This window comes from Streptomyces sp. S186, from assembly GCF_051603415.1.
In the GTDB taxonomy this organism is placed as follows: Bacteria; Actinomycetota; Actinomycetes; order Streptomycetales; family Streptomycetaceae; genus Streptomyces.
This window is the reverse complement of sequence record NZ_CP193932.1, coordinates 6643235-6670135: the sequence shown is the minus strand read 5'-3', so window position 1 is coordinate 6670135 and position 26901 is coordinate 6643235. Positions and strand designations below refer to the sequence as shown.

Annotated in this window: 18 protein-coding genes; 7 read left to right on the top strand and 11 right to left on the bottom strand. The window is 69.3% G+C overall.

Translation table 11 applies throughout. From position 1 onward, the window contains the following. Nucleotides 1-81 precede the first annotated feature (81 nt). The 6 genes from argJ to ACRAS8_RS28750 all read right to left on the bottom strand — a co-directional run bounded on the left by argJ (nucleotide 82) and on the right by ACRAS8_RS28750 (nucleotide 5780). Complete coding sequence (gene argJ, locus ACRAS8_RS28775; protein WP_438488903.1) at nucleotides 82-1236, bottom strand: bifunctional glutamate N-acetyltransferase/amino-acid acetyltransferase ArgJ; 1155 nt, start codon at nucleotides 1234-1236, stop codon at nucleotides 82-84. Next, a complete protein-coding gene (gene argC / locus ACRAS8_RS28770) occupies nucleotides 1233-2261 on the bottom strand; it encodes an N-acetyl-gamma-glutamyl-phosphate reductase (protein ID WP_438488902.1) in 1029 nt (342 codons plus the stop codon). Before argC ends, argJ begins: the two co-directional genes overlap by 4 nt. A gap of 102 nt (nucleotides 2262-2363) precedes the next feature. Further along, entirely contained in the window at nucleotides 2364-3077 is a 714-nt protein-coding gene (locus tag ACRAS8_RS28765; protein ID WP_438488901.1) for a VC0807 family protein, read from the bottom strand. After that, complete coding sequence (locus ACRAS8_RS28760; protein WP_438488900.1) at nucleotides 3074-3718, bottom strand: TetR/AcrR family transcriptional regulator; 645 nt, start codon at nucleotides 3716-3718, stop codon at nucleotides 3074-3076. The genes ACRAS8_RS28765 and ACRAS8_RS28760 overlap by 4 nt, the downstream gene beginning before the upstream one ends. An 81-nt stretch (nucleotides 3719-3799) precedes the next feature. Continuing rightward, the gene (locus tag ACRAS8_RS28755; protein WP_438488899.1) at nucleotides 3800-5389 is read right to left on the bottom strand and encodes a N,N-dimethylformamidase beta subunit family domain-containing protein; all 1590 of its coding nucleotides are present in this window, start codon (nucleotides 5387-5389) and stop codon (nucleotides 3800-3802) included. A 199-nt stretch (nucleotides 5390-5588) separates the two neighbouring features. After that, nucleotides 5589-5780 carry a DUF1059 domain-containing protein gene (locus ACRAS8_RS28750; protein WP_438488898.1) on the bottom strand — a complete coding sequence of 64 codons (192 nt, stop codon included), beginning with the start codon at nucleotides 5778-5780 and terminating at the stop codon, nucleotides 5589-5591. A gap of 132 nt (nucleotides 5781-5912) precedes the next feature. Between ACRAS8_RS28750 and ACRAS8_RS28745 the strand changes: the two genes are divergently transcribed. Beyond that, nucleotides 5913-7016 (top strand): class I SAM-dependent methyltransferase, encoded by a 1104-nt coding sequence (locus tag ACRAS8_RS28745; RefSeq protein ID WP_438488897.1) that lies wholly within the window; start codon nucleotides 5913-5915, stop codon nucleotides 7014-7016. A 132-nt stretch (nucleotides 7017-7148) separates the two neighbouring features. Then, on the top strand, nucleotides 7149-7913 hold the full coding sequence (locus ACRAS8_RS28740) for a helix-turn-helix domain-containing protein (RefSeq protein ID WP_438488896.1): 765 nt from the start codon (nucleotides 7149-7151) through the stop codon (nucleotides 7911-7913). Nucleotides 7914-7928: 15 nt separating this feature from the next. Here the strand turns inward: ACRAS8_RS28740 and ACRAS8_RS28735 are convergent, their stop codons facing one another. Together ACRAS8_RS28735 and ACRAS8_RS28730 are read right to left on the bottom strand one after the other, a co-directional pair. Continuing rightward, nucleotides 7929-8381 carry a GNAT family N-acetyltransferase gene (locus ACRAS8_RS28735; protein WP_438488895.1) on the bottom strand — a complete coding sequence of 151 codons (453 nt, stop codon included), beginning with the start codon at nucleotides 8379-8381 and terminating at the stop codon, nucleotides 7929-7931. A 93-nt stretch (nucleotides 8382-8474) separates the two neighbouring features. Further along, the gene (locus ACRAS8_RS28730; RefSeq protein ID WP_438488894.1) at nucleotides 8475-9941 is read right to left on the bottom strand and encodes a PLP-dependent aminotransferase family protein; all 1467 of its coding nucleotides are present in this window, start codon (nucleotides 9939-9941) and stop codon (nucleotides 8475-8477) included. Between ACRAS8_RS28730 and ACRAS8_RS28725 the strand changes: the two genes are divergently transcribed. Both ACRAS8_RS28725 and ACRAS8_RS28720 read left to right on the top strand, forming a co-directional pair. Continuing rightward, nucleotides 9940-10890, top strand: coding sequence for a DMT family transporter (locus ACRAS8_RS28725; protein WP_438488893.1), 951 nt, complete (start codon nucleotides 9940-9942; stop codon nucleotides 10888-10890). The genes ACRAS8_RS28730 and ACRAS8_RS28725 overlap by 2 nt on opposite strands. A 199-nt stretch (nucleotides 10891-11089) precedes the next feature. After that, the gene (locus tag ACRAS8_RS28720; RefSeq protein ID WP_438488892.1) at nucleotides 11090-11299 is read left to right on the top strand and encodes a DUF1918 domain-containing protein; all 210 of its coding nucleotides are present in this window, start codon (nucleotides 11090-11092) and stop codon (nucleotides 11297-11299) included. A gap of 63 nt (nucleotides 11300-11362) precedes the next feature. On the opposite strand, the gene ACRAS8_RS28715 is transcribed toward ACRAS8_RS28720, so the two are convergent. After that, entirely contained in the window at nucleotides 11363-12580 is a 1218-nt protein-coding gene (locus ACRAS8_RS28715; protein ID WP_438488891.1) for a glycoside hydrolase family 10 protein, read from the bottom strand. Between the two features lie 159 nt (nucleotides 12581-12739). Between ACRAS8_RS28715 and ACRAS8_RS28710 the strand changes: the two genes are divergently transcribed. Next, nucleotides 12740-13609 (top strand): 3-hydroxybutyryl-CoA dehydrogenase, encoded by an 870-nt coding sequence (locus ACRAS8_RS28710; RefSeq protein WP_438488890.1) that lies wholly within the window; start codon nucleotides 12740-12742, stop codon nucleotides 13607-13609. A gap of 869 nt (nucleotides 13610-14478) precedes the next feature. Here ACRAS8_RS28710 and ACRAS8_RS28705 read toward each other — a convergent pair. Beyond that, nucleotides 14479-15051 (bottom strand): hypothetical protein, encoded by a 573-nt coding sequence (locus ACRAS8_RS28705; protein ID WP_438488889.1) that lies wholly within the window; start codon nucleotides 15049-15051, stop codon nucleotides 14479-14481. A gap of 122 nt (nucleotides 15052-15173) precedes the next feature. After that, on the bottom strand, nucleotides 15174-21302 hold the full coding sequence (locus ACRAS8_RS28700) for an RHS repeat domain-containing protein (RefSeq protein WP_438488888.1): 6129 nt from the start codon (nucleotides 21300-21302) through the stop codon (nucleotides 15174-15176). A 704-nt stretch (nucleotides 21303-22006) separates the two neighbouring features. Between ACRAS8_RS28700 and ACRAS8_RS28695 the strand changes: the two genes are divergently transcribed. Together ACRAS8_RS28695 and ACRAS8_RS28690 are read left to right on the top strand one after the other, a co-directional pair. Next, on the top strand, nucleotides 22007-24889 hold the full coding sequence (locus ACRAS8_RS28695) for an FG-GAP-like repeat-containing protein (RefSeq protein ID WP_438488887.1): 2883 nt from the start codon (nucleotides 22007-22009) through the stop codon (nucleotides 24887-24889). Between the two features lie 450 nt (nucleotides 24890-25339). Beyond that, nucleotides 25340-26740 carry a lytic murein transglycosylase gene (locus ACRAS8_RS28690; RefSeq protein WP_438488886.1) on the top strand — a complete coding sequence of 467 codons (1401 nt, stop codon included), beginning with the start codon at nucleotides 25340-25342 and terminating at the stop codon, nucleotides 26738-26740. Nucleotides 26741-26901: the final 161 nt, after the last annotated feature.

Here is a 26901-nt window from a genome sequence, read left to right as displayed (position 1 = left end):
CGGCGGCCTCGTTCCGCTCCGTGGGGTGTCCGCCGGGTACGCGCGGGTGCGCGGCGGTTCCGGTCATGAGAAGTACGCGCTTCATGACGAGTACGCGCTGTTCTCGTGGACGTAGTCGGCGGTCAGGTCGTTGGACCAGATCACCGCGGACTCGGTGCCGGCGGCGAGGTCGGCGGTGATCCGCACCTCGCGGTAGCGCATGTCCACCAGCTCCCGGTCCTCGCCGACCGAGCCGTTCCGGCAGACCCAGACGTCGTTGATCGCGACGTTGAGCCGGTCCGGGTCGAAGGCGGCGGAGGTGGTGCCGATGGCGGAGAGCACCCGGCCCCAGTTGGGGTCCTCGCCGTGGAGGGCGCACTTGAGCAGGTTGTTGCGGGCGATGGAGCGGCCCACCTCGACCGCGTCGTCCTCGCTCGCGGCGTTGATCACCTCGATGCGGATGTCCTTGCTGGCGCCCTCGGCGTCGCCGATCAGCTGCCGAGCCAGGTCGTCGCAGACCTCGCGCACCGCCTCGGCGAACGCGTCCCCGTCCGGGACGACGCCGGAGGCGCCGGAGGCGAGCAGCAGCACGGTGTCGTTGGTGGACATGCAGCCGTCGGAGTCGACCCGGTCGAAGGTGGTGCGGGTGGCGGCGCGCAGCGCGGCGTCCAGCTGCCCGGCCGGCACGTCGGCGTCGGTGGTCAGCACCGCGAGCATGGTGGCCAGGCCCGGGGCGAGCATGCCGGCGCCCTTGGCCATCCCGCCGACCGTCCAGCCGTCCTTGGTGACCTGCGCGGTCTTGTGGACGCTGTCGGTGGTCTTGATGGCGATCGCGGCCTTCTCGCCGCCGTGGCCGGTGAGTTCGGCGGCGGCCTTCTCAACCCCGGTCAGCAGCTTGTCCATCGGGAGCCGCACGCCGATCAGGCCGGTGGAGGCCACCGCGACCTCGGCGGCGCTGTGGCCGTCGAGCACCTCGGCGACCTTCTCGGCGGTCGCGTGGGTGTCCTGGAAGCCGAGCGGGCCCGTACAGGCGTTGGCGCCACCGGAGTTGAGGATCACCGCGGAGACCCGGCCGCCCTTGAGGACCTGCTCGGACCACAGGACCGGCGCGGCCTTGACGCGGTTCGAGGTGAACACGCCGGCGGCGGCCAGGCGCGGCCCGCTGTTGACCACCAGGGCGAGATCGGCGCTGCCGTTCTCCTTGATCCCGGCGGCGACGCCCGCCGCGAGGAATCCCTTCGCTGCCGTCACACTCACGGCGCCACTCCCATCGTGGAAAGTCCCATGTCCTCGGGGAGGCCGAGGGCGATGTTCATGCTCTGGACCGCGCCGCCCGCGGTTCCCTTGGTCAGGTTGTCGAGGGCGCTGATCGCGATGATCCGGCCGGCCGCCGGGTCGAGGGCCACCTGGATCTGCACGGCGTTGGAGCCGTACACGGCGGCGGTGGCAGGCCACTGCCCCTCGGGCAGCAGCCGGACGAACGGCTCGCCGGCCAGCGCCTTCTCGTACGCGGCGCGGACCGCCTCGGCGTCCGCGCCGGGCCGGACCCGGGCCGAGCAGGTGGCGAGGATGCCGCGGGGCATCGGCGCCAGCGTCGGGGTGAAGGACACCGTGACCCGCTCGCCGGCCGCGGCGCTGAGGTTCTGGATCATCTCCGGGGTGTGCCGGTGCCCGCCGCCGACGCCGTACGGGCTCATCGAGCCCATGACCTCGGAGCCGAGCAGGTGCGGTTTGAGGGCCTTGCCCGCGCCGGAGGTGCCGGACGCCGCGACGATCACGGCCTCCGGTTCGGCGAGGCCGGCGGCGTAGGCCGGGAAGAGCGCGAGCGAGACGGCGGTGGGATAGCAGCCCGGGACCGCGATGCGCTTGGCCCCCGCCAGCGCCGCGCGGCCGCCGGGCAGCTCCGGGAGGCCGTACGGCCAGGTGCCGGCGTGCGGTGAGCCGTAGAACGCCTCCCAGTCGGCGGCGTCCTTCAGCCGGAAGTCCGCGCCGCAGTCCACCACCAGCACCTCGGGGCCGAGCTGTTCGGCGACCGCCGCGGACCGGCCGTGCGGCAGCGCCAGGAAGACCACGTCGTGGCCGGCCAGCGCCTCGGGCGTGGTGGCCGCCAGCTCGCGGTCGGCGAGCGGGGCCAGGTGCGGCTGGAGCGTACCCAGACGCTGCCCCGCGTTGGAGTGCCCGGTCACCGCGCCGATCTCGACCTCCGGGTGCCCCAGGAGCAGGCGCAGGAGCTCGCCCCCCGCGTACCCGCTCGCACCCGCGACTGCTGCTCGTACCGTCATGGCCGCTGGACCCTCCTTCTCGATGGCATGACTATACGGATAGCGGCAGTTTTATGCAATGACTGGGATGGATGAGATCAGCTTCGGGCGACCGCGGCTCGGCTAGAGCTTCATGCCGTGGCGAGTTATGTACCAGTTGTGCCAGGTCAGCAGGGTGCCGAGGAGCGCCAGCCAGAGCACGGTGCCGGCGAGCGGGAAGGCGTCCACCGGGATCGTGTAGGCCAGCACCACCCGCAGCACCGCGTCGAGCAGGAAGACCGCGCCCCACACCGCGGTGACCAGCCGCAGGTGGTGACGGAACACCGGCTCCGCGTCCCACCGCGCCTCCCACTCGACCAGTCCGGCCTCGCCGACCTTGGCGATGACGATGCCGCGCGAGGCGGTCATGATGAACGGCCGCCGGGTGAGCAGCGTGCCGAGCACCCACAGCCCGATCGCGGCGGTCACCCAGCTGTCCCGGATCATGATCACCCGCGGGCTGCCGGTGACCAGCGTCAGCAGCGTGCCGACCACCACCAGGCTCAGCGTGAACACCGCCATCGCCTCCACCCGGCGCCGCCGCACCATGCCGTGGACGATCCACGGCAGCAGCAGCACGCCGCCGACGGCCATCGCGAGCCACTGGCCCAGGCCGGCCGCGCGCAGCCCGTAGTAGGAGCCGAGCGGCAGGACGAGCTCGAAGAGCAGCTGTGCGGCGAGCCGCCGGCGCAACCGTGCCGTGCGGGCCCGGGCGGCCGCCGCGGCGGGCTCGTCCGGGGCGGTCCGTGGTACCGGGCGCGTGGCCATGGTGTGCTCCCCCGTGTCGGCTGTGGTCATGGCGTTCTCCTGGTGGCGTGGTCGAAGAGGTCCGCCAGCTCCCGGCCGGCGGCCCGTACGTCGAGCTCGGGATCGTGGCCGGCCCGGCGCACCACGTCGTCGATGGCGGCACGGATCGCCCGCACCATCACCCACGGGTCGAAGTCGCGGAACTCGCCGGTGCGTTGTGCCTTGCGGAGCTGCTCCACCTGGACGGCGAGGTTCGCCTCCGTGGTCTCCAGGAAGGCGACCATGCCGGGGTCGCCGCCGCGGAGGTTGGAGAGGACCTCGGTGATCGCCGAGAGGTGGCGCGGGTACTCGGCGAACAGGTCGAGGTTGCCCTCGATGGAGGCGCGCAGCCGGGCCGCGTAGCTCTCGTGGGCCTCGATGCGGGGGCGGAGGTACCCCTCCGCGAGCCGCAGGACCTCGGCGACGAGCTCGCGCATCAGGTCGTCCCGCCCGTCGAAGTGGTACGAGATCATCCCGGTGCTGCTCAGCCCGGCGCGCTCGGCGATCTTCGCGAACGAGGCCCGGTGATACCCGACCTCGGCGACGACGTCGATCGCCGCGGCGACGATCTGCGCGCGACGCCCGGTCTCCGTGAAGGAGGGCTTGGCCTTGCGTGCCGCCTTTTGCTTGTCCGTGCTGTTTTTTGCTTGCATGAGCAAGACGGTAGCGGGGTTTGCTCGGCCGAGCAAGGGGTGGCGGGCGCCCAGCGGTACGGTGCCGGTCTCGCGCCCGGCTCAACTCCCGTAGACCCGGGCGGCGTTCGGCCGTGGTGCCGGGCGGTGGCGGGCCGCCGGGCCCGCGGCGAAGGCGTGCAGCAGGTTCTCGGTGGTGCGGGTGACGAACGCGCCGGTACGGCGGTCCATGCCGTGGTCGCGGCCGTGGTCCGAGGTGCCCGCCATGAGGGCCTCGACCCAGCGCATGGTGCCGGTGGCGAAGACGCCGGCGCCGCCGGGGACGGTGTAGTAGGCGGAGTCGGCGTGGCCGGCGCGGCCCTGGCAGACCAGCGGCGAGTGCGCGACGATCTCCAGGGCGGCGGGGGTCGGGGCCTCCGGTGTGACCCGGTCGTACTCCACGCCGACCAGGTGCGGGAAGGCGTCGCCGGTGCGGACGCCGGTGCCCTCGAAGAGCCAGTGGCCGGCGTTGTGCACGACGTAGGGCGCGTCTGTGGGGTAGCCCTCGTAGAAGACGCCGGTCAGGGCGGACTCCGGGTCGGCGGCGGGCGGGGCGCGGAAGTCGTGGGTGGGCGGGTCCTGGTGGTCGGCGAACCGGGGGTCGTCGCGGTAGTCGGTCTTGTAGCAGGTCACGGTGCGCAGCGGGCCGCCCGGGCCGGCGTCCAGGCGGACCCGGCGGAAGCAGGCGTTGGCGCCGAGGAAGGCGACGTTGGTGCCGGTGTCGCGGGCGCGGGTGACGTGGGCGCGCTGCTCCGGCGTCCAGTATTCGTCGTGGCCGAGGGAGAGTACGGCGGTGGCGCCGTGCAGCGCGGACGGGTCGCGGTGGACGTCGACGGAGGTGGTGTAGGCGAGCGGCAGACCCAGGCGTTCGGCGAGGACCACCAGGGCGCGCTCGTACACCAGGAACTTCTCGGCGCCGGTGGCGTCGTAGGGGCGGTCGAAGCCGACCGCCAGGGAGCGGGTGGCGTAGGAGCCGTCCGGGCCGTGGTAGAGGCTGCGGCCACCCCAGGCGTTGTACGCCTGCCAGGTCGTCACCGCGTGCATCAGGACGGTGCGGCCCGCGGCGCCGGCCGAGCGGACGGTCAGCGGGACGTACCGCTGGTGTCCGTGGTCGGTGTCGAGGCGGAGCAGATAGGCGCCGGGCGGCCAGCCGTCGGTGCGGACGGTGGTGGTGCGCGGCCAGCCGGCTTCCACGGTGCGGGTGTCCGCGCGCAGCCGCGGGGGCGGGCCGGGCCGCCCGGCGAGCCGGTCCGAGCGCCACACCAGGCGGGCCTGGGCGCCGCCGTACCAGCCGACCCGGTAGGCGGAGATCCGGAAGCCGGGGGCGGTGGTGGAGACGTGCAGGCCGAACTCCTCGCCGGGCAGCACGCTCACCCGGTCCGGGTAGCCCTCGACGGCGTCCGGCGGGCCGGTGGCGCGCAGCCGCCAGCCGGGGCTGCCGGGGCGGGTGCGCTCGGCGGTGAGCGGGTCCGCGGGGCGGTGGCCGCGCGGGGTGCCGGCCGGGAAGTCGCAGCCGGTCAGGCCGGTGGCGAGGGCTGCGATCCCGGTGGCGGCGCCGAGGAAGTGCCGGCGGTCCGGGCCGGGGCGCGGCCGCGGCCGGTCGTCGTCGGCCGCGCCCCGGCCCGGACCGCCGTGCGCCGCGCCGTCCGCCATCGGTCCGCTCCCGTCCGTGCGTTCCCAGTTGGTGTCCCTTGGTGGCCCTTGGTGTCCTTTGGTGTCCGTCCCAGGACGATCCTGCGCCGGGCGGCGCGGGCGGACGACCGCAGCGGGCCCGAACGCGGGTACCGGCGGGCACAGCGGTGCCCGGCCGCCCATGGGACGGCCGGGCACCGCCCACCGCTCCCCCGGTGGCTCAGGCCGGCTGCGGCACCTCGTTCTTGAGGGCCTTCCGGAGCTGTTCGCGCAGTTCGGGGCTGTCCGTGTGGCCGTGCACGGAGATCGCGTGCTCGGTGGCGGCACGGAGCACTTCCTCCTCCTCGCCGATCAGGACGAGGCTGCAGTGCGTCTCACTGGGGTGTTCCCGGCAGTCGATCATCTTGCGCATCACCCAACACCTCCTCGTTCCCAGTGTCGGCCGCCGGTGCCCGGCCCGCCGCACGTATACGGGGAACCGCGTATGGCGCGGCGGCGGCCGGAGCTGGTGCAGTGGAGTCAGTGAGGCGAGGAGGTGACGGCCATGGCGGTCGCCGCACCGGCCGCGCCGGGCGCCGCGGGCGACGGCGGGACCCTCCGGCAGGACCGGGTGGACGCGTTCATGGAGCGCGTGATCACCGACGCCGGTGCCGCGGTCGCGGGCCTGTGCACCTCCCTCGGCGACCGGCTCGGGCTGTACCGGGCGATGGCCGGCGCCGGCCCGCTGACCTCCGCGGAACTCGCCGCCCGCACCGGGCTGGCCGAGCGGTACGTCCGGGAGTGGCTGGCGGCCCAGGTGGCCGGCGCGTACGTCGTCCACGCGGTGGACGGCGACACCTACCTGCTGCCGGACGAGCACGCCGCGGTCCTCGCCGACCCCGGGCTCCCCAGCTACGCGGCCGGCTTCTTCACCGTGCTCCAGGCGCTGTACGCCACCGAGGACAGCCTCCTGGAGGCATTCCGCACGGGTGCGGGCATCGGCTGGGAGGAACACGGGCCGGCGCTGTTCGAGGGCACCGCCAAGTTCTTCCGCCCCGGCTACACGGCGGCGCTGGTGCCGGAGTGGCTGGCCGCGCTGGACGGCGTGGTGGAGAAGCTGGAGCGCGGCGGCACGGTGGCGGACGTCGGGTGCGGCTTCGGCTACTCCACGGCGCTGATGGCGCGGGCCTTCCCCCACTCCCGCTTCACCGGCTTCGACTTCCACCGGCCGTCCGTGGCGGCGGCTCGCCGGATCGCGGCGGAGCAGGGCGTGGCCGACCGGGTGTCGTTCGAGGTGGCGGGCGCCGACGACTTCCCCGGCGAGGACTTCGACCTGATCACCTTCTTCGACTGCCTGCACGACATCGGCGATCCGGGCGCCGCGCTCCGGCACGCCGAGCAGGCCCTGGCCGACGGCGGCACCTGCATGGTCGTGGAGCCGAACGTCTCCGCGGTGGACGAGGAGAACATCAACCCGGTCGGCCGGGCGCTGACCGCCGCCTCGGTGGCCGTCTGCCTGCCCTCCGCGCTGGCCCAGCACGGCCCGCGGGCGCTGGGGAACCACGCGGGCGAGCAGGTGCTGCGGGACATCGCGGACGCGGCCGGGCTGCACCGCTGGCGGCTGGCGGCCGAGAGCCCGGTCAACCGCGTCTATGCCGTCGGGCGCTGACCCGCCCGACGCCCCCGGCCGGTCTTCCCCCGGCCGGCCGGGCGGCCCCGCTCCGGGGCGGCTCCCGCAAGCCCGGGGAGCCGCCCCGACAGCCGCCTTGACCCGCGCCGGGGCGCTGGGCACGCTGGAGGCATGAGCGCGGCCGCGGAGGCGGGACTGCGGCGCATCCTCTCCGTCGTGGACCTCCTGATCGACGCCGTGGACGAGGACTCCCTGGTTCCGGCGCTGCTGCCGCTGCTGCTCGGCGCGCTGCCCGGCGACAGCGTCATCTGGTCGCCCCGCCCGGACCCGGCCCATCCGCTGCGCACCCTCCCGGACGACCTGCTGAGCCAGGACGTGCTGGACGCGTTCGACCGCGGGTGGAGCTGCGACTCGTTCGTCCGGCACACCCGGATCGGCAGCGGCACCCCGCTGCGCCGCTCGTCCCTCCAGACCGCCGGCGAGTTCCACGCGCTGCCCGTCTACGCCGACGTCTACCGGCCGTTCGGTGCCGAACGGCAGTTGGCGATGTCCTTTCCGGCGGGCTATGCCGCCGGCGGGCCGCGGCGGGTCACCGTGGTGGTCAGCCGCGACCGCCGGGCGAGCGACTTCAGCGACGCCGACGTGGCCGCCGCCGGGCTGCTGCGCTCCCGCCTCAGCCGGGTCCTGGGCCGCCTCGCCCCGCCGGCCCCCGCCCCGGCCGGCGAGCTGGTCACCCGCCGCGAGTCGGCGGTGCTGGGCCTGCTCGCCGACGGCCTGACGAACCAGCAGATCGCGCACCGGCTGGCGATCAGCCCCCGGACGGTCGACAAGCACCTGGAGCACGCCTACGCCAAGCTGGGGGTGGGCGGCCGGGTCGCGGCGGCCAACGCCTGGCTGACGCGGGAGGCCGGGCCGCCGGGCGGCAGCCCTCCGTAGGCCGGGCCCTGCCGGTCAGGGGCCGACCGGGCCGGGGTCGAGCAGCCCCAGCGTCATCCACTGCTCGGGCGCCGTCAGCGGCCGGAAGCCGATCTTCTCGTAGACGCCGTGCGCGTCCTTGGTCGCGAGGGTGATCCGGGCCAGGCCGTGCGGCGCGAGGTGCTCGGCGACGGCCTCGACGAGGGCGGTCCCCAGGCCCTTGCCGCGGTCGTCGCGGGCGATGTAGACGTCGCAGAGCCAGGCGAAGGTGACGTGGTCGGTGACGACCCGGGCATAGCCGGCCTGGCGGCCCGAACCGGCCTCGTACAGGCCGAAGTTGAGCGAGCCGGCGACGGCGCGGTCGTGGTGTGCGCGGGTGCGGCCCAGCGCCCAGTAGGAGTCGCGGGCGAGCCAGTCGTGGACCAGGTCGGAGTCCAGGCGGGCGGGGTCGGTGGAGATCTCGTAGCCGTCGAGGGCGCGGGCGGTCATGCGGGGAGACTGGCAGAAGGGGCGGGCCCGCGTCGAACGCGTTGCCGGGCCCGGCCGTTTTCCGTCCCGTGTCACGCCGCCTTTCCGTCCGGGTCACGCCACCGGTACGCCCAGTTCGTCGCAGGCGGTCCGCAGTCGGCGGACGCCCTCGGCCAGTTCGGCGGCGCCGGCGGCCGAGGCGAAGCTCAGCCGGAGGTGGGCGGCCGGCGGCTCGGCGGCGAAGTAGGGGCGGCCGGCGGCCACCGCGACGCCCGCGCGCAGGGCGGCGCCGGTCAGCGCCGCCTCGTCGGTGCCGTCCGGCAGCCGCAGCCAGAGGTGGAAGCCGCCGAGCGCCGCGGGCTGCCCGGGCCCCGCCGGGTCGAGCGCCGGCAGCTCGCGGTGCAGCGCGGCCCGCATCGTCTGCCGACGGGACGTCAACTCCCCCGCCATCGCCCGGAGATGGCTCTTCCAGGCGGGCGAGCCGACGAGTTCCAGCGCCGCCTCCTGGAGCGGGGCGGGGACGAAGAAGCTGTCGACGACCTGGATGGCGCGCAGCCGGTCCAGCACCGGGCCGCGGGCGGCCAGGGCGCCCACCCGCAGGCTCGGCGAGGTCGCCTTGGTCAGCGAGCGGACGTGCACCACGGTGCCGTCCGGGTCGTCGGCGAGCAGGGTCGGCGGCAGCGGCGGCGCGTCGGCGTGGCCCAGCAGCCGGGCGAAGTCGTCCTCGACGACGAAGGCGCCGGCCGCGCGGGCCACCCGCAGCACCTCCCGGCGGCGCTCGGCGGCCAGCACCGCGCCGGAGGGGTTCTGGAACAGCGGCTGGCAGACGAACAGCCGGGCGCCGCTGGCCCGGAAGGCGTCGGCGAGCAGATCGGTGCGCACCCCGTCGGCGTCCATCGGGACCGGCACCGGGCGGAGCCCCGCGGCCCGGGCGACGGCCAGCATGCCGGGGTAGGTCGGCGACTCGACGAGGATCGGGGCGCCGGGCGCGGCGAGGGCGCGCAGCGCGGCGGTCAGGGCGCTCTGGCCGCCCGCGGTGATCAGCACGTCGCTGGCGGAGAGCGGTCCGCCGGGGCCGCCGATCTCCCGGGCGAACCAGGCGCGCAGCTCCGGCACCCCGTCGACCGGCGGGCGGCTCCAGACGCCGGGCCGCCGGCCGGCTCGGGCGAGCGCGGCGGCCAGGGCGCGTTCGGGCTGGAGGGCGGGCGGGAGATAGCCGCCGTGGAGTTCGATGACGCCGGGTCCGGGGGCGGCGAGGGTGGCCAGGACGCCGGAGGCGTCGACGCTGCGCGGCACCTGGTCGCCGGCCGGTTCGGCGCTGAGGGCGATCTCCTGCCAGGAGGTGTCGGTCGGGCGGGGCGCCGTGCGGCGCGGCGCGGCGCGGAAGGCGCCGGCGCCGGGGCGGGTGACGACCAGGCCCTCGGCGGCCAGCTCGGCCAGCGCCCTGGAGACCGTCACCGGACTGACCCGGTGCCGCTCGATCAGGGCGCGACTCGACGGCAGCTTCTCTCCGGGAGAGTAGCGCTTCAGCTCTTCTCGCAGGATCGCGGCCAACCCGGCCCCACTGCTACGCTCTTGCATGAGAAGCAACGATAGCGCTATCGCCACCCCACCGATAGCGGTCACCGCCCCCGAGCCCACCCCGGCCGCCGGCCCCGCCGCACCGCGCCCGGCCCGCGCCTCCGGCTCCCTCCTCGCCGCCCTCGGCGTCGCCGCCTTCTCGCTGACCTTCCCGGCGACCGCCTGGGCGCTTGAGGGCATGGGCGCCTGGACAGTGGTGACGCTGCGCGGCGTGCTGGCCGCGGCGCTGGCCGGCGGCTGCCTGGCGGCCTGCCGGGTCCGGGTGCCCGAGCGCCGCCACTGGGCGGGCCTCGCGGTGGTCGCGGGCGGCGTGGTGCTGGGCTTCCCGCTGCTGACCACCCTCGCGCTGAAGACCTCCACCACCTCGCACGCCGCGGTGGTGATCGGCCTGCTGCCGCTGGCCACCGCCGCCTGCTCGGTGCTCCGCACCGGGAGCCGGCCGTCCCGGACGTTCTGGATCGCCGCGCTGGTCGGCGCCGCGGCGGTGCTCGCCTTCGCGGTGCAGCAGAGCGGTGGCGCGCCGGGCACCGGCGACCTGTACCTCTTCGCGGCGCTGCTGGTGTGCGCGGCGGGCTACGCGGAGGGCGGCCGGCTGGCCCGCCATATGCCGGGCTGGCAGGTGATCGGCTGGGCGCTGCTGCTGGCGCTGCCGGTGACGCTGCCGGGCGCGGTGTGGGCGCTGTCGGCCGAGCCGCCGCACCTGACCGGGCACGCGGTGGCCGGGCTGCTGTGGCTGGCGGCCGGCTCGACGTTCCTGGGCATGGTGGTCTGGTACCGCGGGATGGCCGCCATCGGCGTCTCCCGGGCCAGCCAGCTGCAGCTCGCCCAGCCGCTGCTGACCCTGGTCTGGTCGGTGGTGCTGCTCGGCGAGCGGCTGCCGCCGGCCGCGCCCCTGACCGCGGTGGCGGTCCTGGGGTGCATCGTGGTCACCCAGCGGGCCCGGACCTGACGCCCCGGGGAGCGGACCCCGGGGCGCCCGCTCCCCGTTCACCGGGTGCGCCCCGGGCGTGCGGACATACACTGGCGGCGACGGCAGGAGAGCCGTCCGGGCCGTTCCCGGGCCCGCAATCCGTTGGCCGCTCCACCGCCCGGCCGCCGTGCGCGTCGGCCGCCCCGGTCGGCGGCCGCCCGAGGCGGGAGGAGCCCAGATGCACGCGAGCAAGGGCGACCGGCTGCTGGTGCACGGCAGGACCGTCGGCCACGGCGATCACATGGTCGAGATCGTGGAAGTGCTGGGGACCAACGGCGAACCGCCCTTCCGCGTCCGCGCCGAGGACGGTCACGAAACGATCATGTGGCCCGGCCCGGACTGCGTCGTCCAGCACCCCAAGTCCACCGAACCCCACACCATCCGCTGACGTACCTCGCGGCGGTGGCGGGCCGCCCGCCACCGCCGCGCCCCGGCCCGGACCCGGCCGCGGTCAGCGCCGCGCGCCGCCGTAGTGGTCCGCGGCGACCCGGGTCAGCGCGCCCAGCGGGTCCCGTACCACGTCCTTGGCCGAGAAGTAGACGTGTCCGCCGACCTGCCGGTAGCGGCGGGCGAAGGCGACATGGCGGGAGAGTTCGGCCGGGTCCCGCCAGGCGGTGGGCCGCGCGGTCCGGCCCACCTTGTAGAGCGCCTCGCCGATGTAGAGGTCCACACCGGTGCCCGCCACGGTGTGCGCCCACCAGGGCACCAGCTCCGCGTAGTCGGCGGCGGCGAAGCCCAGCGGCCAGTAGACCTGCGGCACGATGTAGTCGATCCAGCCCTCCCGCACCCAGCGCCGGGTGTCGGCGTAGAGGTCGTCGTACGTCTGCACCCCCGCCTGGGTCCGCGAGCCGCGCGGGTCGGTCGCGGCGTTGCGCCAGACCGCGAACGGGCTGACGCCGAAGCGCACCCGCCGGTCCACCGCCGCCAGCCGCCGCCCCATCTCCCGGATCAGCAGGTCCACGTTGTCCCGCCGCCAGTCGGCGCGGGACGCGAAGTCCGCGCCGTACGCCTCGTAGGCGGCGTCGTCGTGGAACGCCTGGCCGGCGACCGGGTACGGGTAGAAGTAGTCGTCGAAGTGCACCCCGTCGACGGGGTAGCGGCGCACCGCGTCCAGCATCGCGTCCTGCACGAAGCGCCGGACCACCGGCAGCCCGGGGTTGTAGTAGAGCTTGCCGCCGTAGGGCAGCACCCAGTCCGGGTGCCGGCGGGCGGGGTGGCCGGGCGCCAGCCGGCGGGGGTCGGTGTGGTTGGCCACCCGGTACGGGTTGAACCACGCGTGCAGCGCCAGACCGCGCCGGTGCGCCTCGTGGACCGCGAAGTCCAGCGGGTCCCAGCCCGGGTCGCGGCCCTGGACGCCGGTCAGGCACTGGGCCCAGGGTTCGTACGGCGACGGCCAGAGCGCGTCCGCCGTCGGACGCACCTGGAAGAACACCGCGTTCAGCCGTCTGTCGACGGCGGTGTCCAGGAGCCTGGCCAGTTCCCGCTGTTGGGTGCCGCGGCTCAGGCCGGGTTTGGACGGCCAGTCGAGGTTGGCCACCGTCCCCAGCCACATCCCGCGCAGCTCCCGCCCGGAGGGAGCGCCGGCCGCGGCCGGACCGCCGGCGCCCAGCAGGCAGGCGGCCGCGCCCAGCGTCGCCGCACCGAACGTGCGGCGTGTGATCCCGTGCATGAAAAGCCCCCATCTTGTCCGTTTCGTCCCGAGTGGCAGGCTCAGAATGCCCGCCCCGGCGCCCTCGTCCCAGCACCTCGCGGAGTAACGTCGGGGTCGAGGCGGGCGTCGGACCCTTACGGCGTACCGCCGGTCCTGAAGATCAGCGAAAGGCACGAGGTGACGGACTCATTCGCCGACATTGCACGCGTCGGAGTGGTCGGCTGCGGCCAGATGGGCGCGGGCATCGCCGAGGTGTGCGCCCGGGCCGGGCTGGACGTCAAGGTCGCGGAGACCACCGGCGAGGCACTGGAGCTGGGGCGCACCCGCCTGACCAACTCCCTCGGCAAGGCCGCCGAACGCGGCAAGATCACCGTGGCCGAGCGCGACGCGACACTCGGCCGGCTCAGCTTCACCACCGACCTGGGCGAGTTCGCCGACCGTGACCTCGTCATCGAGGCCGTGGTGGAGAACGAGCAGGTCAAGACCGAGATCTTCCAGGTGCTCGACCAGGTGGTGGTCCGCCCGGACGCGATCCTGGCGTCCAACACCTCGTCCATCCCCCTGGTGAAGCTGGCGGTCGCCACCTCCCGGCCCGACCAGGTCATCGGCATCCACTTCTTCAACCCGGCGCCGGTGCAGAAGCTGGTCGAGCTGATCCCGGCCCTCACCACCGGCGAGGAGACCCTCAAGCGCGCCGAGTCGCTGGTCCAGGACGTGCTCGGCAAGCACGCCATCCGCGCCCAGGACCGCTCCGGCTTCGTGGTGAACGCCCTGCTCATCCCGTACCTGCTCTCCGCGATCCGGATGTTCGAGTCGGGCATGGCCAGCCGCGAGGACATCGACAACGGCATGGAGATGGGCTGCGCCCACCCGATGGGCCCGCTCAAGCTCTCCGACCTCATCGGCCTGGACACCGTCGCCTCGGTCGCCGCCTCCATGTACGAGGAGTACAAGGAGCCCCTGTACGCCGCTCCCCCGCTGCTCCAGCGCATGGTGGACGCGGGGCGGCTGGGGCGCAAGAGCGGATCCGGGTTCTACTCGTACTAGGGAGTGCAACGACGCCGCCAAGTGGCGCTGCTTCAGGGGGAGTTCACACTGGAGCAGCGCCAACTGCGATGCCGCGCCGGGCGGCTCATGGAGCCCGCTGGCCCCCAACTACGCAGCCGGCCCGAGGCCAGCGCAGCCGGCGCGGGGGTTACAGCCTTGCGAGCGTCATCAGCCGGCAGGAAACCGGCCCTGACGTGGGGCTTTACGTCTTACTGGGGCTGTCGGGGCCTTTCTCGCTTACTCGGCGGAAAGTCCCTGGAAAGTCCCTGCGACAGAGCTGAAAGTCCCTGAAAAATCCCTGGGCGGTCACTGGCTCGGAGCCTCCTGACCTGCGTTTCGAGCCTTGTCACGGTGGCGAACGACGGATGGCGGGAGCAGGTCACGCCCCCTTCCCTCAGGGCCTGGACGTCCTCACGGACGCCTCGCCCCTGCGCGTGGACCATCCAGGAGTGGAGCTTCCGTCCGGCAGGATCCAACGCGCCACTCTGGACGACGCCGCGGTCCCGCACTTCCTGCCACGGGTTCAGGGCCGGTTTTGTCGCCAGCAACGGTGGTCGCCGACGCAGACCCAGACAGTGTCCACCGGGACGGGCCGTTCGTCACCCGGGTTGGTGTCGCGTGCCGCACCGAACGGCGCATTGATGCTCTGGGTGCCCAGGTCCCACAGCACTCGATCACCGTGGCCGGGAATGCTTGACCTCCTTCTTTCCTTTACCTATATCGTCCACCGGCGAGGGCGCCGTCCCTAGCGCCCGACTCCTCACCAGGAAACAGCAGCTTCCTCTGACCAGCTCATTGTGTTGACCGTTGCATCGTAATGTTTACCAACGTTGCATGTGACCGGTCCGGGCGAGGAAGTGCAATCGAAATCACTGCACTTTCTTGAGTTCGTAACGCACGTGCAGGTCGGGGTCGCTGACGAGATAATAGAGACGCAATTGGCCGGCGCCTCCGTTAAGCCCGAGTATCCAAGTCGAATGCTTTGGACCCGAATCTCGTTCCGCTTCAGAAGCACCTCCCCCGAAGGACTCCGGTTCGCCACTTTCTGCACTTTTACTTCCCGTGGAAAAGTCGAGCTTCACGTTCCTATTGATGGACACCCGCAACAATTGAGGACTTCCGACAGTCATTCCTCCTTTATAATCGCGCGCATCAAGGAGCTCCCATTTCCCTTCCCCGGACATCTTCCATTTATCATCAAAAGAGAACTCTTGACCGCCAAGCCGATCTACCGAGGCACTGCCGTCTCCTTTCAGTACGACCTTCCCTCCGCGAGGCCCCTGCCAGACCCCCTGGATGTCACTGATTTTCGATCGCGACGCTTCTGGCAGCGGCTCGTGCCTCTTATCCTGAGCGCAGGAGGCCAGCGAGGACCCGACAAGCACCAACAGGGCGAAAGCCGCCCCACGCCGAGTGAAGCCGCTACGTCTTCTCGCTGGCATCCGATACACCGTACTCTCCACGCTTACCTCGAACTTCTTCTACGGGACGGACTCGCTCAGTGTAGAACGCAGTGGCCGGCTGAGCACCGTCGCGCCCAGCCAGCCACCAAAGCGATCCGCTATCAGCCACCGGCGCCGGAGAGCCAGGGCATCTTGATGGTCTCGGACCAATGAACGGTCATATTCGCGTCGCGTTGACCGTTCGGGAAGTACTGCTTGATCATCTCCGAAGCGGAAGACATTTTTGAATCCTTCGCCCCGGTGGAGTAGCCTTTTTCGGATATCTCTCTGGTCAGAGATTCAACTCCCATTCGGTTTTTCAAGGTGAAGTTCACTCTGGCTTCACCGCTACGCTTGTCATGGGATTCGATCTTGGCTTCCAGAGAGAAGGAACCCAGAACCGCCTGTGCGGCGCCGGGTCCCGCCTCCCTGTCACCTAGAGCTCTCATCAAGGCCGCGGACCCGTCAGCGATGGGCATCTCTTCAATGGGGATACCGAATTCTCTCTCTCCATATTTCGTCTTGTAGTCAAGACCCTTAATCGTCTGCCCGACCGAGCATTCCTTGCACATCCCCAGGAGTTTCTTGATCTTCGCTATCCAAGGCATGTTGCGAATGTCTTCGGTGAACTGGTCACCTTCGGTGAACCCCCACTGTGACGGCGCTGCCCCCATGAACCACAGGGCAACGATCTGCACAGGGTTGGGGTTCAACGGGTTGAGTCCCTGAACCGGCAATTGTGACTTGTACGCCGCGCTGGCCCGTGTTCCGACATAGCGTTTCCGGGCACTATACGAGGAGCTGCTGTGCCGGCGAACTGAAGTCTCCACCGCGACTACCTCAAGAAGCGGGCTTCCGCTGGCCCAGAGTCCGCCGAGCAGCGCGCCCAGGCCGATCTCGAACAAGTCGCTGCTGCTGTACAACATCCCGGTGGGGTCGCTGTAGGTGAGCGGGTTGTTGTTGCCGTAGGCATAGCCCTGGAGTTGCTGTGAGTCCGTGAGGTCCATGACCGGATCGACGCTGATGAACTGTCCCAGCGTCGGATCGTATTCACGGGCGCCGAGGTGGATCAGGCCGGTGGTTTTCTCGTTGCTGCCGCCGACGAAACCCCGGTCGCCAGGCCAGTTGGCGGGCTGGCTGCCACGGGGTGTGCCGAAGATGCCGGTTCTGCGACTGGTGACCATCAGAGTGGCGGCATCGACGCTGGTGGTAGCTGTGCCGTGGTGGTCGGACAGCAGGTAGGAGATCTTGCCTCCGGCCTGGACGGCAACGTTCTTTCCCGCGTGGCTGTAGTAGCGCGTACCGACCTTGCTCTTACCGTCCGGTTTGATCAGCAGTTCGTTTCCGCCCGGCAGGTAGAGGGTGGTGCCTGTGGTGTCGCGGCGGATGATCCGGTTGCCGTCGGTGTCGTAGACGTAGCTGGTGGTCTTGCCATCTTCGACCACCTTGCTCAGGTGTCCCTCGGCGTCCCAGGTCAGCTGCTGTCCCTTTCCGGCGACCTGACGCTGGGAAACGTTCCCGGCTGCGTCGTAGCGATATGTATCCGGACCACCGGGTGTGGCCTTGCCGCCGATTTTGGTGGCGACGGATTGGATCGCGTGGGGCTGGGGGTTGTTCTGGGCCGGGTAGGAGTATGTGCGCTGGATGTCCTTGGTCGCGTCGCCGCTGATGTCGTGCTGGACCTCGGTGGCGCGGCTTCCTGCGGCGTCGTACGTGTAGGAGTGCCAGTAGGAGTCCGGGCCGCCGACCTTGGGTTTGGTATCGCCCTCAGGTTTGGCCGCACAGCCGTCGGTCGCGGTCCATGCCTGAGTGATACGGCGCAGAGCATCAGTGGTGAAGCACTGAGTATCCGTGGACTTGGTCGCGTCCTGGCCCGAAACCGTGGTCAGGCGCGTGAGGTTGCCGGCGGGATCGTAGTCATAGCTGGTGTCGTCGATACGTTGAGGTGCGGTTTCCCGGTCATTGGTCACCCGGGTGACGCGGCCGGTCTGTTCGTCGTAGGTGGAAGAGGTGTACAGGCGTTTACCGAGAGGGCCGTACTGGTCGCGGATGGAGCGGCCGAAGGGGTCGTATGTGGTGCCCGAGACCAGTTCCCGGCCGCCGGTGAAGGTGGCCTGCGGTAGGTCGAGACTGTTGTAGCGGGTAGTGACCCGCTCAGCGGGCAGACCGCCAAGGCCGGGCTGGGTGATGGATTCCACCAAGCCCGTCTTGTCGTTGTAGGCGAACGACCATTTGTAGGTGCCTGCCAATGCTCCCGCCGAGTCCGGCACAGCGATCTGTGACGCCTTGGGGTTATAGAACTCATCGAAGGCGGTGACTTCGGAAACGAATGCCTTGCCGTCGATGTAGCGCTTGGCGGAGGTCAGTTGCCCCTTAGCGAGGGTATCGTACGTCCACTCCGAAAGTACGGTGTCGCCTTGCTTGAGTTCGGTCTTGCGGCCAATGGCGTCGTAACTGATCGTCAGTCTCTGCTTGTTGGCATCGGTCGAAGCGACCATATGATCAGCGTTGTCGTAACTGAAGGACGACTTGCCCTTGTCCGGATCGTCGACCGCGATCTTGCGGCCGCGGGAGTCGTAGGTGTACTTCCACTTTGCGCCGACAGGATCGGTGACCTCGGCGAGAGCGCCGTGCTTGTCGTACGAGTAGTGGGTCGACTGCGACTGGGTGCGGTCGTTGTTGGTGTACTGAATCAGTTCCGTGGTCCGCCCCAGGGCATCGATGATACGAGTGGTGGCGGTGCCGCCTTGGGGCGGAGTGACAGTGGTGCGATCACCGTCGTAGGCGGTGCTGCTCCGGAAGGTTTCGTCTCCGTATTTGCGCGCGATTGCCACCGTGGGGCGGCCGGCACCGTCAAAGATGGTTTCGGTGATGTTGGGGATCTTGGTGTCGTCCGCTTTCACCAAGGTGCTGGACGGGTCGCCGTTGGTGTAGTAGCCGCCGTAGGACTTCCAGACCAGGCCACGGGTGTCGTAGCGCTTCTCCGTGATAACTCGACCCTCGCCGTTTGCAGACGTCGACTGTGTCTGGCGTTCGCGCAGCAGTCCGTCGTAGAGGGTGTAGTCGGTCGAAAACGTTGCGTCGCCGTGCAGCGTCGTGGTTTTCACCGAGACCGGTTCAGTCTTCGAGACGGTGTACGTGTGGGCGATGCTGGGTGAGTCCGGGTAGTTGCTCTTGGCCCGGCCCTGCTTCCAGATCTTGGCCAAACGTCCGAACGCATCCCGCTCGGTATCGGTGCGCTTGCCGTTGGGATCGATGACGGCCGTTGTCTCGCCACGGCGAGCGTCAAGTTCCGAGGTGGTCGTGTGGCCGAGGGGGTTGGTGATGACGGACTTCGTCGGATTCGCACCAGTGGCCGGTGTGTAGATGGTGGTGGTCTTGTTCTTCAGTACGTCGGTGGACGACAGTTTACGACCGTACGGGTCGTAGGTGCTCGTTTCCGTGGTGAGGAAACCGGTGCCCTTGCCGTCGTTCTCGTCGGTGCGGGTGACCAGTCCCCGCCCCTTGTCGGGCAGTTCGCCGAGTTTGGTGGACCCGTCGTAGTAGGAGCGCCGCTCAGAGATCAGGTCGGCGGGGAGGTCGGGCTTGTCGCTGCAGGCTGTGGCCAGCTTCATCTGGGACGCGACGGCATCCAGGATCCGGTTGTTCGGATTCCGGGCGTAGATCGTCCGCGTACAGACCTCGTCGCCGGACTTGGCCGTGTCACCGAGGTCGGATTCCTCGGTGACCATGCCGTACTCGTCGAAGCTGCGCTCGGTCTTCGTGCGGCGCCAGCCGTTGCCGACGGCGGTACGGGAGTTCTCGGCCTTGACTCCGACGACGTGCGCTTCGAGAGCGACGAGGCCGGGGCGGGCGTGTGAAGCGGTGGCACCCTTCTGCCACGGCTCGTACGTGGTGGCGGACAACAGTTTGCCGCCGTCGCCGTCATACGTGTCCTGCTCGCGCAGCATGCCGGAGAACGACTCGTGATCGGCAACCTTGTTGCCTTCGGCATCAGCGACCTGGTCCCCGGAGATGCCGCGGAAGAAGCGCTGTTCGGTGAGGAGCCGCTTGTCGTCGTCGGCTCCGATGCGGGTCTGCACCCGTGCGTAGCCTCGAAAGTCACTGTAGGTGCGGTGCTCGGGCTTGACCAACTCGTCCTGACTCTTGGCCCAGGCTGCACCTCCGAGGTAAGAGTAGTTGGTTCGCTTGATCGGGGATCCACCCGTGTTGTCTATCTCGTCGACTTGGGTGACGACGTATTTGTGGAACCAGTCCTTGATCAGCTTCCCCTCGGCGGCGGGTGCGTCTTCCGAGGACCAATACACCGGGAAGCAGCGCGTGGAATTCGACGAATCAGCAGGTAGCTTGTCGGCGGTGCAGTCGGGCTCCGAGTAGGTGACGCCGATGGTGCCACCGGTCTCAGTATTGATCTTGTAGACGCGATAGCGAACCAGTGGGGGAACGGCGTCGACCGCCTTCTCCACGCGGTTGGCCATCTGCGTCCCGTAGAACTCCACGGGTGGGAGAGACTCCGCCGTGCCGGCAGTATGGCCGGTGCGCGTGAGGGAGGACAGCCACAGTGCGGGGGCGGAACCATCGCCGGTGCTGGGGAAGCTGTGCTTGAGTTCCCAGGAGTCCACCGGCTGGTACTTGCCGTCTACCAGGACTTCGGTGTTGACCTTCTGCAGGCGCTTGCGGGTCCAGAAGGTGGGCGAGTACTTCTCCTTGCAGTCCTCGCCGGCCTTGCAGTACTGGTCGAAGGGGACGTCCGGCCAGTGCTTGGCGTTGGCCTTGGTGAACTTGTCCTCGGCACAGTCGAAGTCCTTGCCGGGTAGGCAGCGTTCGGCCGTGGTGAACTTCACCTTCGCTGCTGCGGCGTTGGCACCGTAGACATTGTCGGCACGCAGGCCATATTCGATGCGGGCCAGGTAGCCGCCACGCGTGTACTCGGTGGGGGTGCCCTTGCCCGTGGTCAGGCTGACGTTGCGCGCGTAACGGTTGGTTTCGGTGGCGTAGTAGTACGCCATGGCATTGTTGTTGGAGTCCACCACGTAGTCGAGATTCCAACGCCACGCCTGATTGCACCAGGAGTCGGCGAACTTATCCTTGTAGCAGGGCTCGCCCTTGTGGTTGCCGTAGACCGGGGCGTTCCAGGTGGAGTTGGTCTCGGGCTTTCCTTTGGACCAACCTGGGAGCCGGTTGTAGCCGAAGTGATACTGGGTCCCATCGGGCGTGGTCACCCGCCAGTACTCACCATCGTTGTCGCCGTTGCCCCGGTTGGTGTCCGCCAGTCTTTCGACTCTGGTGCCGTCGTCGTGCTTCAGCTTCCACGTTCCGGTCTTGTCATCCTTGACCAGTTCGTTGCTCTTGCCGTTCAGCGAGATGGTGGCGTTGTCGGTGCCCCAGCACTGGTCGCCGTTCTTGGCTTTGTTGTTTCCATCCTTCATGTCGTCGATACACGGCTTGTATCGACGCTCGATGAAGTTCTCCGACAGTGACCAGCCGTCACCTACCCAGTTTGCCTGGTTGTTGGTGGCCGCGGTGCGGCCGTCGACGGATTGCGAGGAGTATGCGAGGTTCAGCTTGGGCTCAAGCCCCCCAGGCGCTTTGGGTGGTGTCATGGGGTAGGCCCAAGTGAATCCTCCCGAAGACCCGCCGGCTTGCCAAGAGCTGGATGGCGATAGCGATGTCGCTTTGTAGTCACCCGAGGCACCCGACACCTCAGCAGTCGCAGCAAGGAGGAGGGGAGCTGCGGCCATGGATTGCTGCCGGAACCCCCCCTGCTTGGCGAGCACCTCCCCGTCATCGGTCGTCGGGAGCGAGACCTTTGCTTTGAGCTTTCCTGTTTTCAGGTCGTTGCGAACACCCCTGAGCGGGGTGCTGGTCCTGCATCCATCCTTGCCTGGATCGGTCAGCGCACATTCGGGTAGCCGGACCAAGGTGAGCCTGGAGGCCCAATCACCGCCGTAGGCGTACCGGAAGCCGGAGTAGTCGAGTTCGACTTCGATGTCACCTCCGGAGGTCGCTCGCCCTTGGGGGCTGATCTTGAGGAGGACGCCCTCGACGTTCGCCTTGTCTGCCGCCGAGCGATCCAGGGTTTCAACGACTACCTTGTCAGGCGTCGGTTCCTTCTTCTCTGACGCGCCTTGTGCGCTTGCCAGCGTCAGAGGAAGCGTGCCAGCTCTCAGTTGCCTTACGGGGCGGCGCCCGGAAATTGCTTCGTTCTTGACCAGGTCCGCTGTTACCTTGCCGGGTTTGGGCCAGGTCACTGACGGCACTTGCTTCCAGGCATTGGCTGCGGCGTGGTCTCCTCCTGCCGCCTGACGGAGCCTCACCTCCGAAACCGGCACAGGCTTGGTCTGCCCGGGGACCGGTATGCGCGATTGGCTTGCCGAAACGGCAGTTGCCGGTGCCGTCGACAGCATTCCCGAGGCCAGTGCCAGGGTGATTGTGCTCGCTATCACCCCCCGCCACGACTGGGGTCTCAGTCTCGTCAGACGTGGTTTTCCTGTGGCTGAACCACAGTTGAAGGAACGCAGCACACTGCCCTCCATGATCGATGAAGTAACCCGGGAACATTAGCTTCCCTTTACATTGACCATAGGGGACCAAGGTCCCGAAACGGACAGGGCGAAAGTCCCGGAAACCTTCGAGGTAACGCTGGGGTCTCGATTCAATCCAGACTTTCGTTACTCCAGCGCCCATGAGCCCTTGCATTACGCTCTCTTGACGCGCACTTACCTGAGCTGCTTCGACAGCTTGGTGTACGTGCGACTCTTCTTGCCGCACCACCCCGGAAGGACTGGACGTGCCCGCACCCCCCTCGCGAAGACGACTCAGGCATTGGCGTTCTCTGCTGGCCTGCGCTATAGGTGGAGGGCTCGTGGTGACCGCCATACCGTCAATGTCCCTCGCAGCTCCAGCAGTTGACGGTAAGGAATCTGTCACGCCTGCCTCAGAGGTGCAGCGTGCAGTGGAACGTGCCGCTGAAACCGGAACTCCGGTTGAGTTGACATCGCACAGGACCGAGTCATCCTCGGTTTTCGCTAACCCATCCGGGACGTTCACTGAGGAACGACACAGCGTTCCCCAACGCGTCCGGAAGCAAGGCAGGTTGCTGGATATCGACCCCACTTTGCAGGCTGCTGAGAATGGAACGCTTTCAGCCAAGGCCACTGCTGTGGGGATCGAGTTCTCCGGTGGCGGCAAGGGCCCCCTGGTAACGGTCACCCGGGACGGTCGAAGCCTGTCCCTGTCCTGGCCGGGTGAGCTGCCAAAGCCAACAGTGGCCGGGGACACCGCGACGTACCCGAATGTGCTGCCCGACGTGGATCTGAAGCTACGCGCGGGCAACGACGGATTCGGTCAGCTTCTGGTGGTGAAGACGCCCAAGGCCGCCGCCAACCCGGATTTGAAGTCCATCCAGTACGGCATGACGACCGACGGAGTGGACGTCTCCACTGACGCGCACGGCAACATTTCGGCTGTCAACCCTGCCGGACAGCAGGTGTTCGCAGGACCGACACCCCGAATGTGGGACAGCTCCAGCACCAAGACGAACACGCAGGCGTTTGCGGCAGTGCCGCGCTCAGCCACCAAAGCCTCCGAAGAGCCACAGAACCAGGTTCCGCAGGACGAGTTCCTACCGCGGCCAGGCGCCAAGGAATCAGCCCTGGGGGTGGCGGTGTCGGGCAAAAACCTGGCACTCAAGCCGGACACTGACGTGCTGGCAGGCAAGGGTACGCAGTACCCGGTCTACATCGACCCGTACATCAGCGGGTCGCGCCTGGCCTGGACGATTGCCTATAAGAAGTACCCCAACAGCACCTTCTACAACGGGGCCGGCTGGATCGAGCGGGACGGGAAGAAGGGCACCTCCACGGCCCGGGTCGGCTACGAGAACGAGACCAACGGGTTGGGGCGGTCCTTCTTCAGCATGAGCACCCGCAACCTGTGGGGCAAGGAGGTCATCAAGTCCACCTTCCGGATCAAGAACACCTGGTCCTGGTCGTGCGAGAAGCGCGAGACCCAGCTCTGGGATACCGGGTCCATCAGTTCCAGCACCAGTTGGAACAACCAGCCTTCCTGGCAGCGGAAGGTGGCCCACACCACGGAGAGCCGGGGCTGGGGTGGCAACTGCCCCGCCGGCAACCTGGCCTTCGACGTGACCTCGGCTGCCAAGGATGCCGTGAAGAACAAATGGGCCCAGTGGACTTTGGGCCTGCGCGCCGCCAACGAATCAGACGTCTACGGGTGGAAGAAGTTCGACGCCAAATCCGCCGTACTGTCCACCGAGTACAACACCCCGCCCAATGCGCCAACCAACCTCGACACCTCGCCGAGTACCCGGGTGAATGGCAGTTGCAGCCCCTCGAACGGCGGATACGTCACGCTGGGCAATACCGATGTCGCCCTCACCGCCAAGATCAGCGACCCGGACGGCGGCACGCTCAAGGCCCGGTTCATCGTGTGGCCCACCGGCGGTTCGGGGTTCGTCCTGGACAAGACCATCTCCGTGACCAGCGGCACCATCGCGCGGGTCGCCATCCCGAAAGCTACCTTCCAGAACAAAGACGGCGTCACCTTCTCCTGGCAGGTCCAGGCCCAGGACGGCAGGACTACGTCGGCCTGGACCCCGAATCCGCCGTGCCGCTTCCGTGTGGACACCACACGCCCCAGTACGCCCCCGGACATCGCCTCAGACCAGTACCCCGACGGCAGCAACGGCTGGCCCACCAAGACCGGCATCGCCCGCACACCGGGCACCTTCGCCCTCTCCTCAGGCGGTGTGAAGGACGTCCAGAAGTACGAGTACTTCACCGAATGGGACGCCACCGTACGGACCGCAACTCCTGCCTCCGCCGGAGGCTCCGCCTCGGTCAAGCTCACCCCCATGGCCGCCGGGCCCCACATGCTTTACGCCCGCAGCCTGGACAAGGCGAACAACCGCTCTGACCTGGCGGCCTACCTGTTCTACGTCAACAGCTCAGGCGAAAAGGACGCCCCCGGCGACCTCAACGGCGACGGCCACCCCGACATGTACGCCGTCACCAAGGACGGCGAACTCCAGCTCTTCAACGGCCTTGGCGACGGCCGCCTGGGCCCGAAGGCCAAGGCCAGCGACCGCAGTTTCAAGGACTCGTTGATCACACACCGCGGCGACTGGACCGGTGACGGCTACGAGGACCTCATCGAGCACCGCTACGACCCCGTCGACAAGACCAAGAAGCTCTACGTCCACCCCAACGAGGGCCACGGCCACCTGTCCGGCAACACCGCACCGATGGAACTGCGCCTGTACGACCAGGCCAACAACCACTGGCAGAAAGCCGACCAGATCCTGGCCGTGGGCGACCTCGACGGGCCGACCGACCTTGACGGCGACGGCGTCATCGGCGACTACGACCTTCCTTCCTATCCGGACCTCCTCGTCCGCGAAGGCAAGCTGGTGTGGCTCTACTTCGGGTCTGCGTCCGGCTACCTGGACGAGAACCCCGATCAGCCACCGCTGCTCCTCAACGCCCATAACACCGAAGGCATCGACCTTTTCGCTCCTGGTGACTTCGACCATGACGGGCACGCCGATCTAGGCGTCCGCAGCCTCGACAACGGCGCCGTGGGCGTCTACCGCGGTGCGGCGCTGTACGGCACCGCTCCCGGCAACCCCGTTCTCGTCGGTCAAGGATTCACCCTCGACAAAACACCACTGATGACCTCGCCTGGGGACGCTGACCACGACGGCAAGTTCGACGTCTGGCTCGTCACCAACGACGGAACCCTGTGGTGCTACCCGGGCAACGAGGTACTGCGCTTCCGCGTCGGTGAGGGCTGGAAGGACTACCGAGCCATCAGCTGAGCCGAACCCCACTCGCGCTACACGTGGGGCCGGCTCATGAGCGCCGGCCCCACGCCTATTCCCATCAAGGAAATACCGCACGTGAAGATTCGAATGGTCCCTCTCGCCCGCCGGAGCCTGTGCGTTTTCGCCCTCGCTGCCACGCTCACGACGGCTGCAACCGCTGGCCCCCTGACGGCCGATGCAAGTGAAGCTACCCCCGCCCCGGGAAACCCCCAGGCCCAGCCCCGTGGTGTGCCGGATCTGGACCCGCCCAGCGCGACGAGGGGCGACCAGGACGGCAGCAAAGGGAAATCCACCTCGGGTAAAGATGAAGAAGATCTGACTCGGGCGAAGGGCACCGGGATACCTGCGACCGCACTGGACGCATACAAGAAGGCTGCGCAGGCAGTGACAGGCAGTCGGCCGGGCTGCCATCTCCCGTGGGAACTGGTCGCCGGGATCGGGCGAGTGGAGTCCGTACACGCCTCCGGCTACGGGCTGCGCACCGATGGCTCCACGGAGAAGCCGATCCGCGGGCCGCGACTGGACGGGCGCGGCTTCGCGCTGATCCGCGACACCGACGGCGGCCGCTGGGACGGCGACACCGAGTTCGACCGAGCCGTCGGACCTACCCAGTTCATCCCCTCCACCTGGCAGACATGGGGCGCCGACGGCAACGGCGACGGCAACAAGGACCCCAACAACATCTACGACGCCGCCCTGGGGACCGCCCACTACCTGTGCGCCGGCGACCGCGACCTGCGCCACAGTGCCGACCTGGACCGTGCCATCCTGAGCTACAACAACTCCCGCGCATACGTGAATGCCGTGCTGGAGTGGATGCGCACCTATCAAGGCGGCACCGTCACCGGGATCCCCGACGACTCCCCGGCCACACCACACCGGCCGGATCCAGCTGCGCCGTCAACGCCCCTACCCTCGCGCAGGGTTTCCTTGAAAGCAGGGCCCCTTCCGCTAGCCGACCGGCCGGGCACCTCTACCCGGCCCACCCCCACACCCACGTCTCCGGCCAAGCCCCGGCCGGAGACCACACCGCAGCCCGACACCAAGCCAACCCCCGGCGCCGAAACAGCCCCTGGCACCAAGCCCGCGCCGAGGCCCACTCCCCAGCCTCACAGTGCCACCACCCTGCACCGCCTCGGGGCTGCGACTCTGGAAACCGCCGTGGGCACGGAACCGGACCGACAGCTCCAGGTACGCGCCACCGATACCCACGGCGCCCCGGTACCCGGTGCGAAGGTGACGTACGAGATCGGCGGGGCCGAAGGCGCCGCCACAGCACAGTTCCCACACAATGCACGCCGTGTCGCCGTCACTGCCAACCGAGAAGGCATCGCCGCCGCACCCCGCCTCCGCGTCGGTGACATCCCCGGCCTGGTCACCGTCCGCGCCATCCTGCACGGCAGCGCCACCATCCGCGCCGTGGACTTCACCATCACCATCCACCCCGTCCCTGCGGATGCCCTGACCCTCCTCGCCGGCCCCCTGCCCGAGACAGCGGCCGGACGCCCCTTCGCCGGCCCGGTCCGGATCCGCGCCACCGCCCAGGGCAAGCCGGTCGCCGGTACCCAACTCACCGCCACTCTCCTCACCGGTACGGAACAGCCTGGCGCCCACACCGGACCCATCGAGAACCACCAGGGCCCCTACTTCACGACCAAGCAGGACGAGCACGGTGAACCCGTCCAGGCCCTCACCCTCCCCGCCACCGGCCCCAACGGCATCACCGCCCTCCCGCGCCTCCATGCCGGTCTGCAGACCGGCACTTACACCCTCCGCCTCACCACGGGCGAAGGCACCACCCTGGACATCCCCGTCACTGTCACTGCGATGAATCCAAAGCATTGACTGCGCAAACGCCCCGACCGTCCGCCAACTACTTGGCACGACGAAACCGAGCTTCAGGACCTTTCCCTGAGGGCCCGAAGCCATCGACATTCATAGAAGCCCCGCCATCTTGAAGTCGCAGGGCATCGGGTGGCATGGCGTCGTGCTGGGGTGCTCGTGCT

Coding starts and splice junctions, on each gene's coding strand:
- ACRAS8_RS28725 (WP_438488893.1), top strand. CDS start 9,940: ATGAGAAGCAACGATAGCGCTATCGCCACCCCACCGATAGCGGTCACC.
- ACRAS8_RS28715 (WP_438488891.1), bottom strand. CDS start 12,580: ATGCACGGGATCACACGCCGCACGTTCGGTGCGGCGACGCTGGGCGCG.
- ACRAS8_RS28720 (WP_438488892.1), top strand. CDS start 11,090: ATGCACGCGAGCAAGGGCGACCGGCTGCTGGTGCACGGCAGGACCGTC.
- ACRAS8_RS28730 (WP_438488894.1), bottom strand. CDS start 9,941: ATGCAAGAGCGTAGCAGTGGGGCCGGGTTGGCCGCGATCCTGCGAGAA.
- argC (WP_438488902.1), bottom strand. CDS start 2,261: ATGACGGTACGAGCAGCAGTCGCGGGTGCGAGCGGGTACGCGGGGGGC.
- ACRAS8_RS28735 (WP_438488895.1), bottom strand. CDS start 8,381: ATGACCGCCCGCGCCCTCGACGGCTACGAGATCTCCACCGACCCCGCC.
- ACRAS8_RS28755 (WP_438488899.1), bottom strand. CDS start 5,389: ATGGCGGACGGCGCGGCGCACGGCGGTCCGGGCCGGGGCGCGGCCGAC.
- ACRAS8_RS28705 (WP_438488889.1), bottom strand. CDS start 15,051: ATGCCAGCGAGAAGACGTAGCGGCTTCACTCGGCGTGGGGCGGCTTTC.
- ACRAS8_RS28760 (WP_438488900.1), bottom strand. CDS start 3,718: ATGCAAGCAAAAAACAGCACGGACAAGCAAAAGGCGGCACGCAAGGCC.
- ACRAS8_RS28745 (WP_438488897.1), top strand. CDS start 5,913: ATGGCGGTCGCCGCACCGGCCGCGCCGGGCGCCGCGGGCGACGGCGGG.
- ACRAS8_RS28740 (WP_438488896.1), top strand. CDS start 7,149: ATGAGCGCGGCCGCGGAGGCGGGACTGCGGCGCATCCTCTCCGTCGTG.
- ACRAS8_RS28765 (WP_438488901.1), bottom strand. CDS start 3,077: ATGACCACAGCCGACACGGGGGAGCACACCATGGCCACGCGCCCGGTA.
- ACRAS8_RS28750 (WP_438488898.1), bottom strand. CDS start 5,780: ATGCGCAAGATGATCGACTGCCGGGAACACCCCAGTGAGACGCACTGC.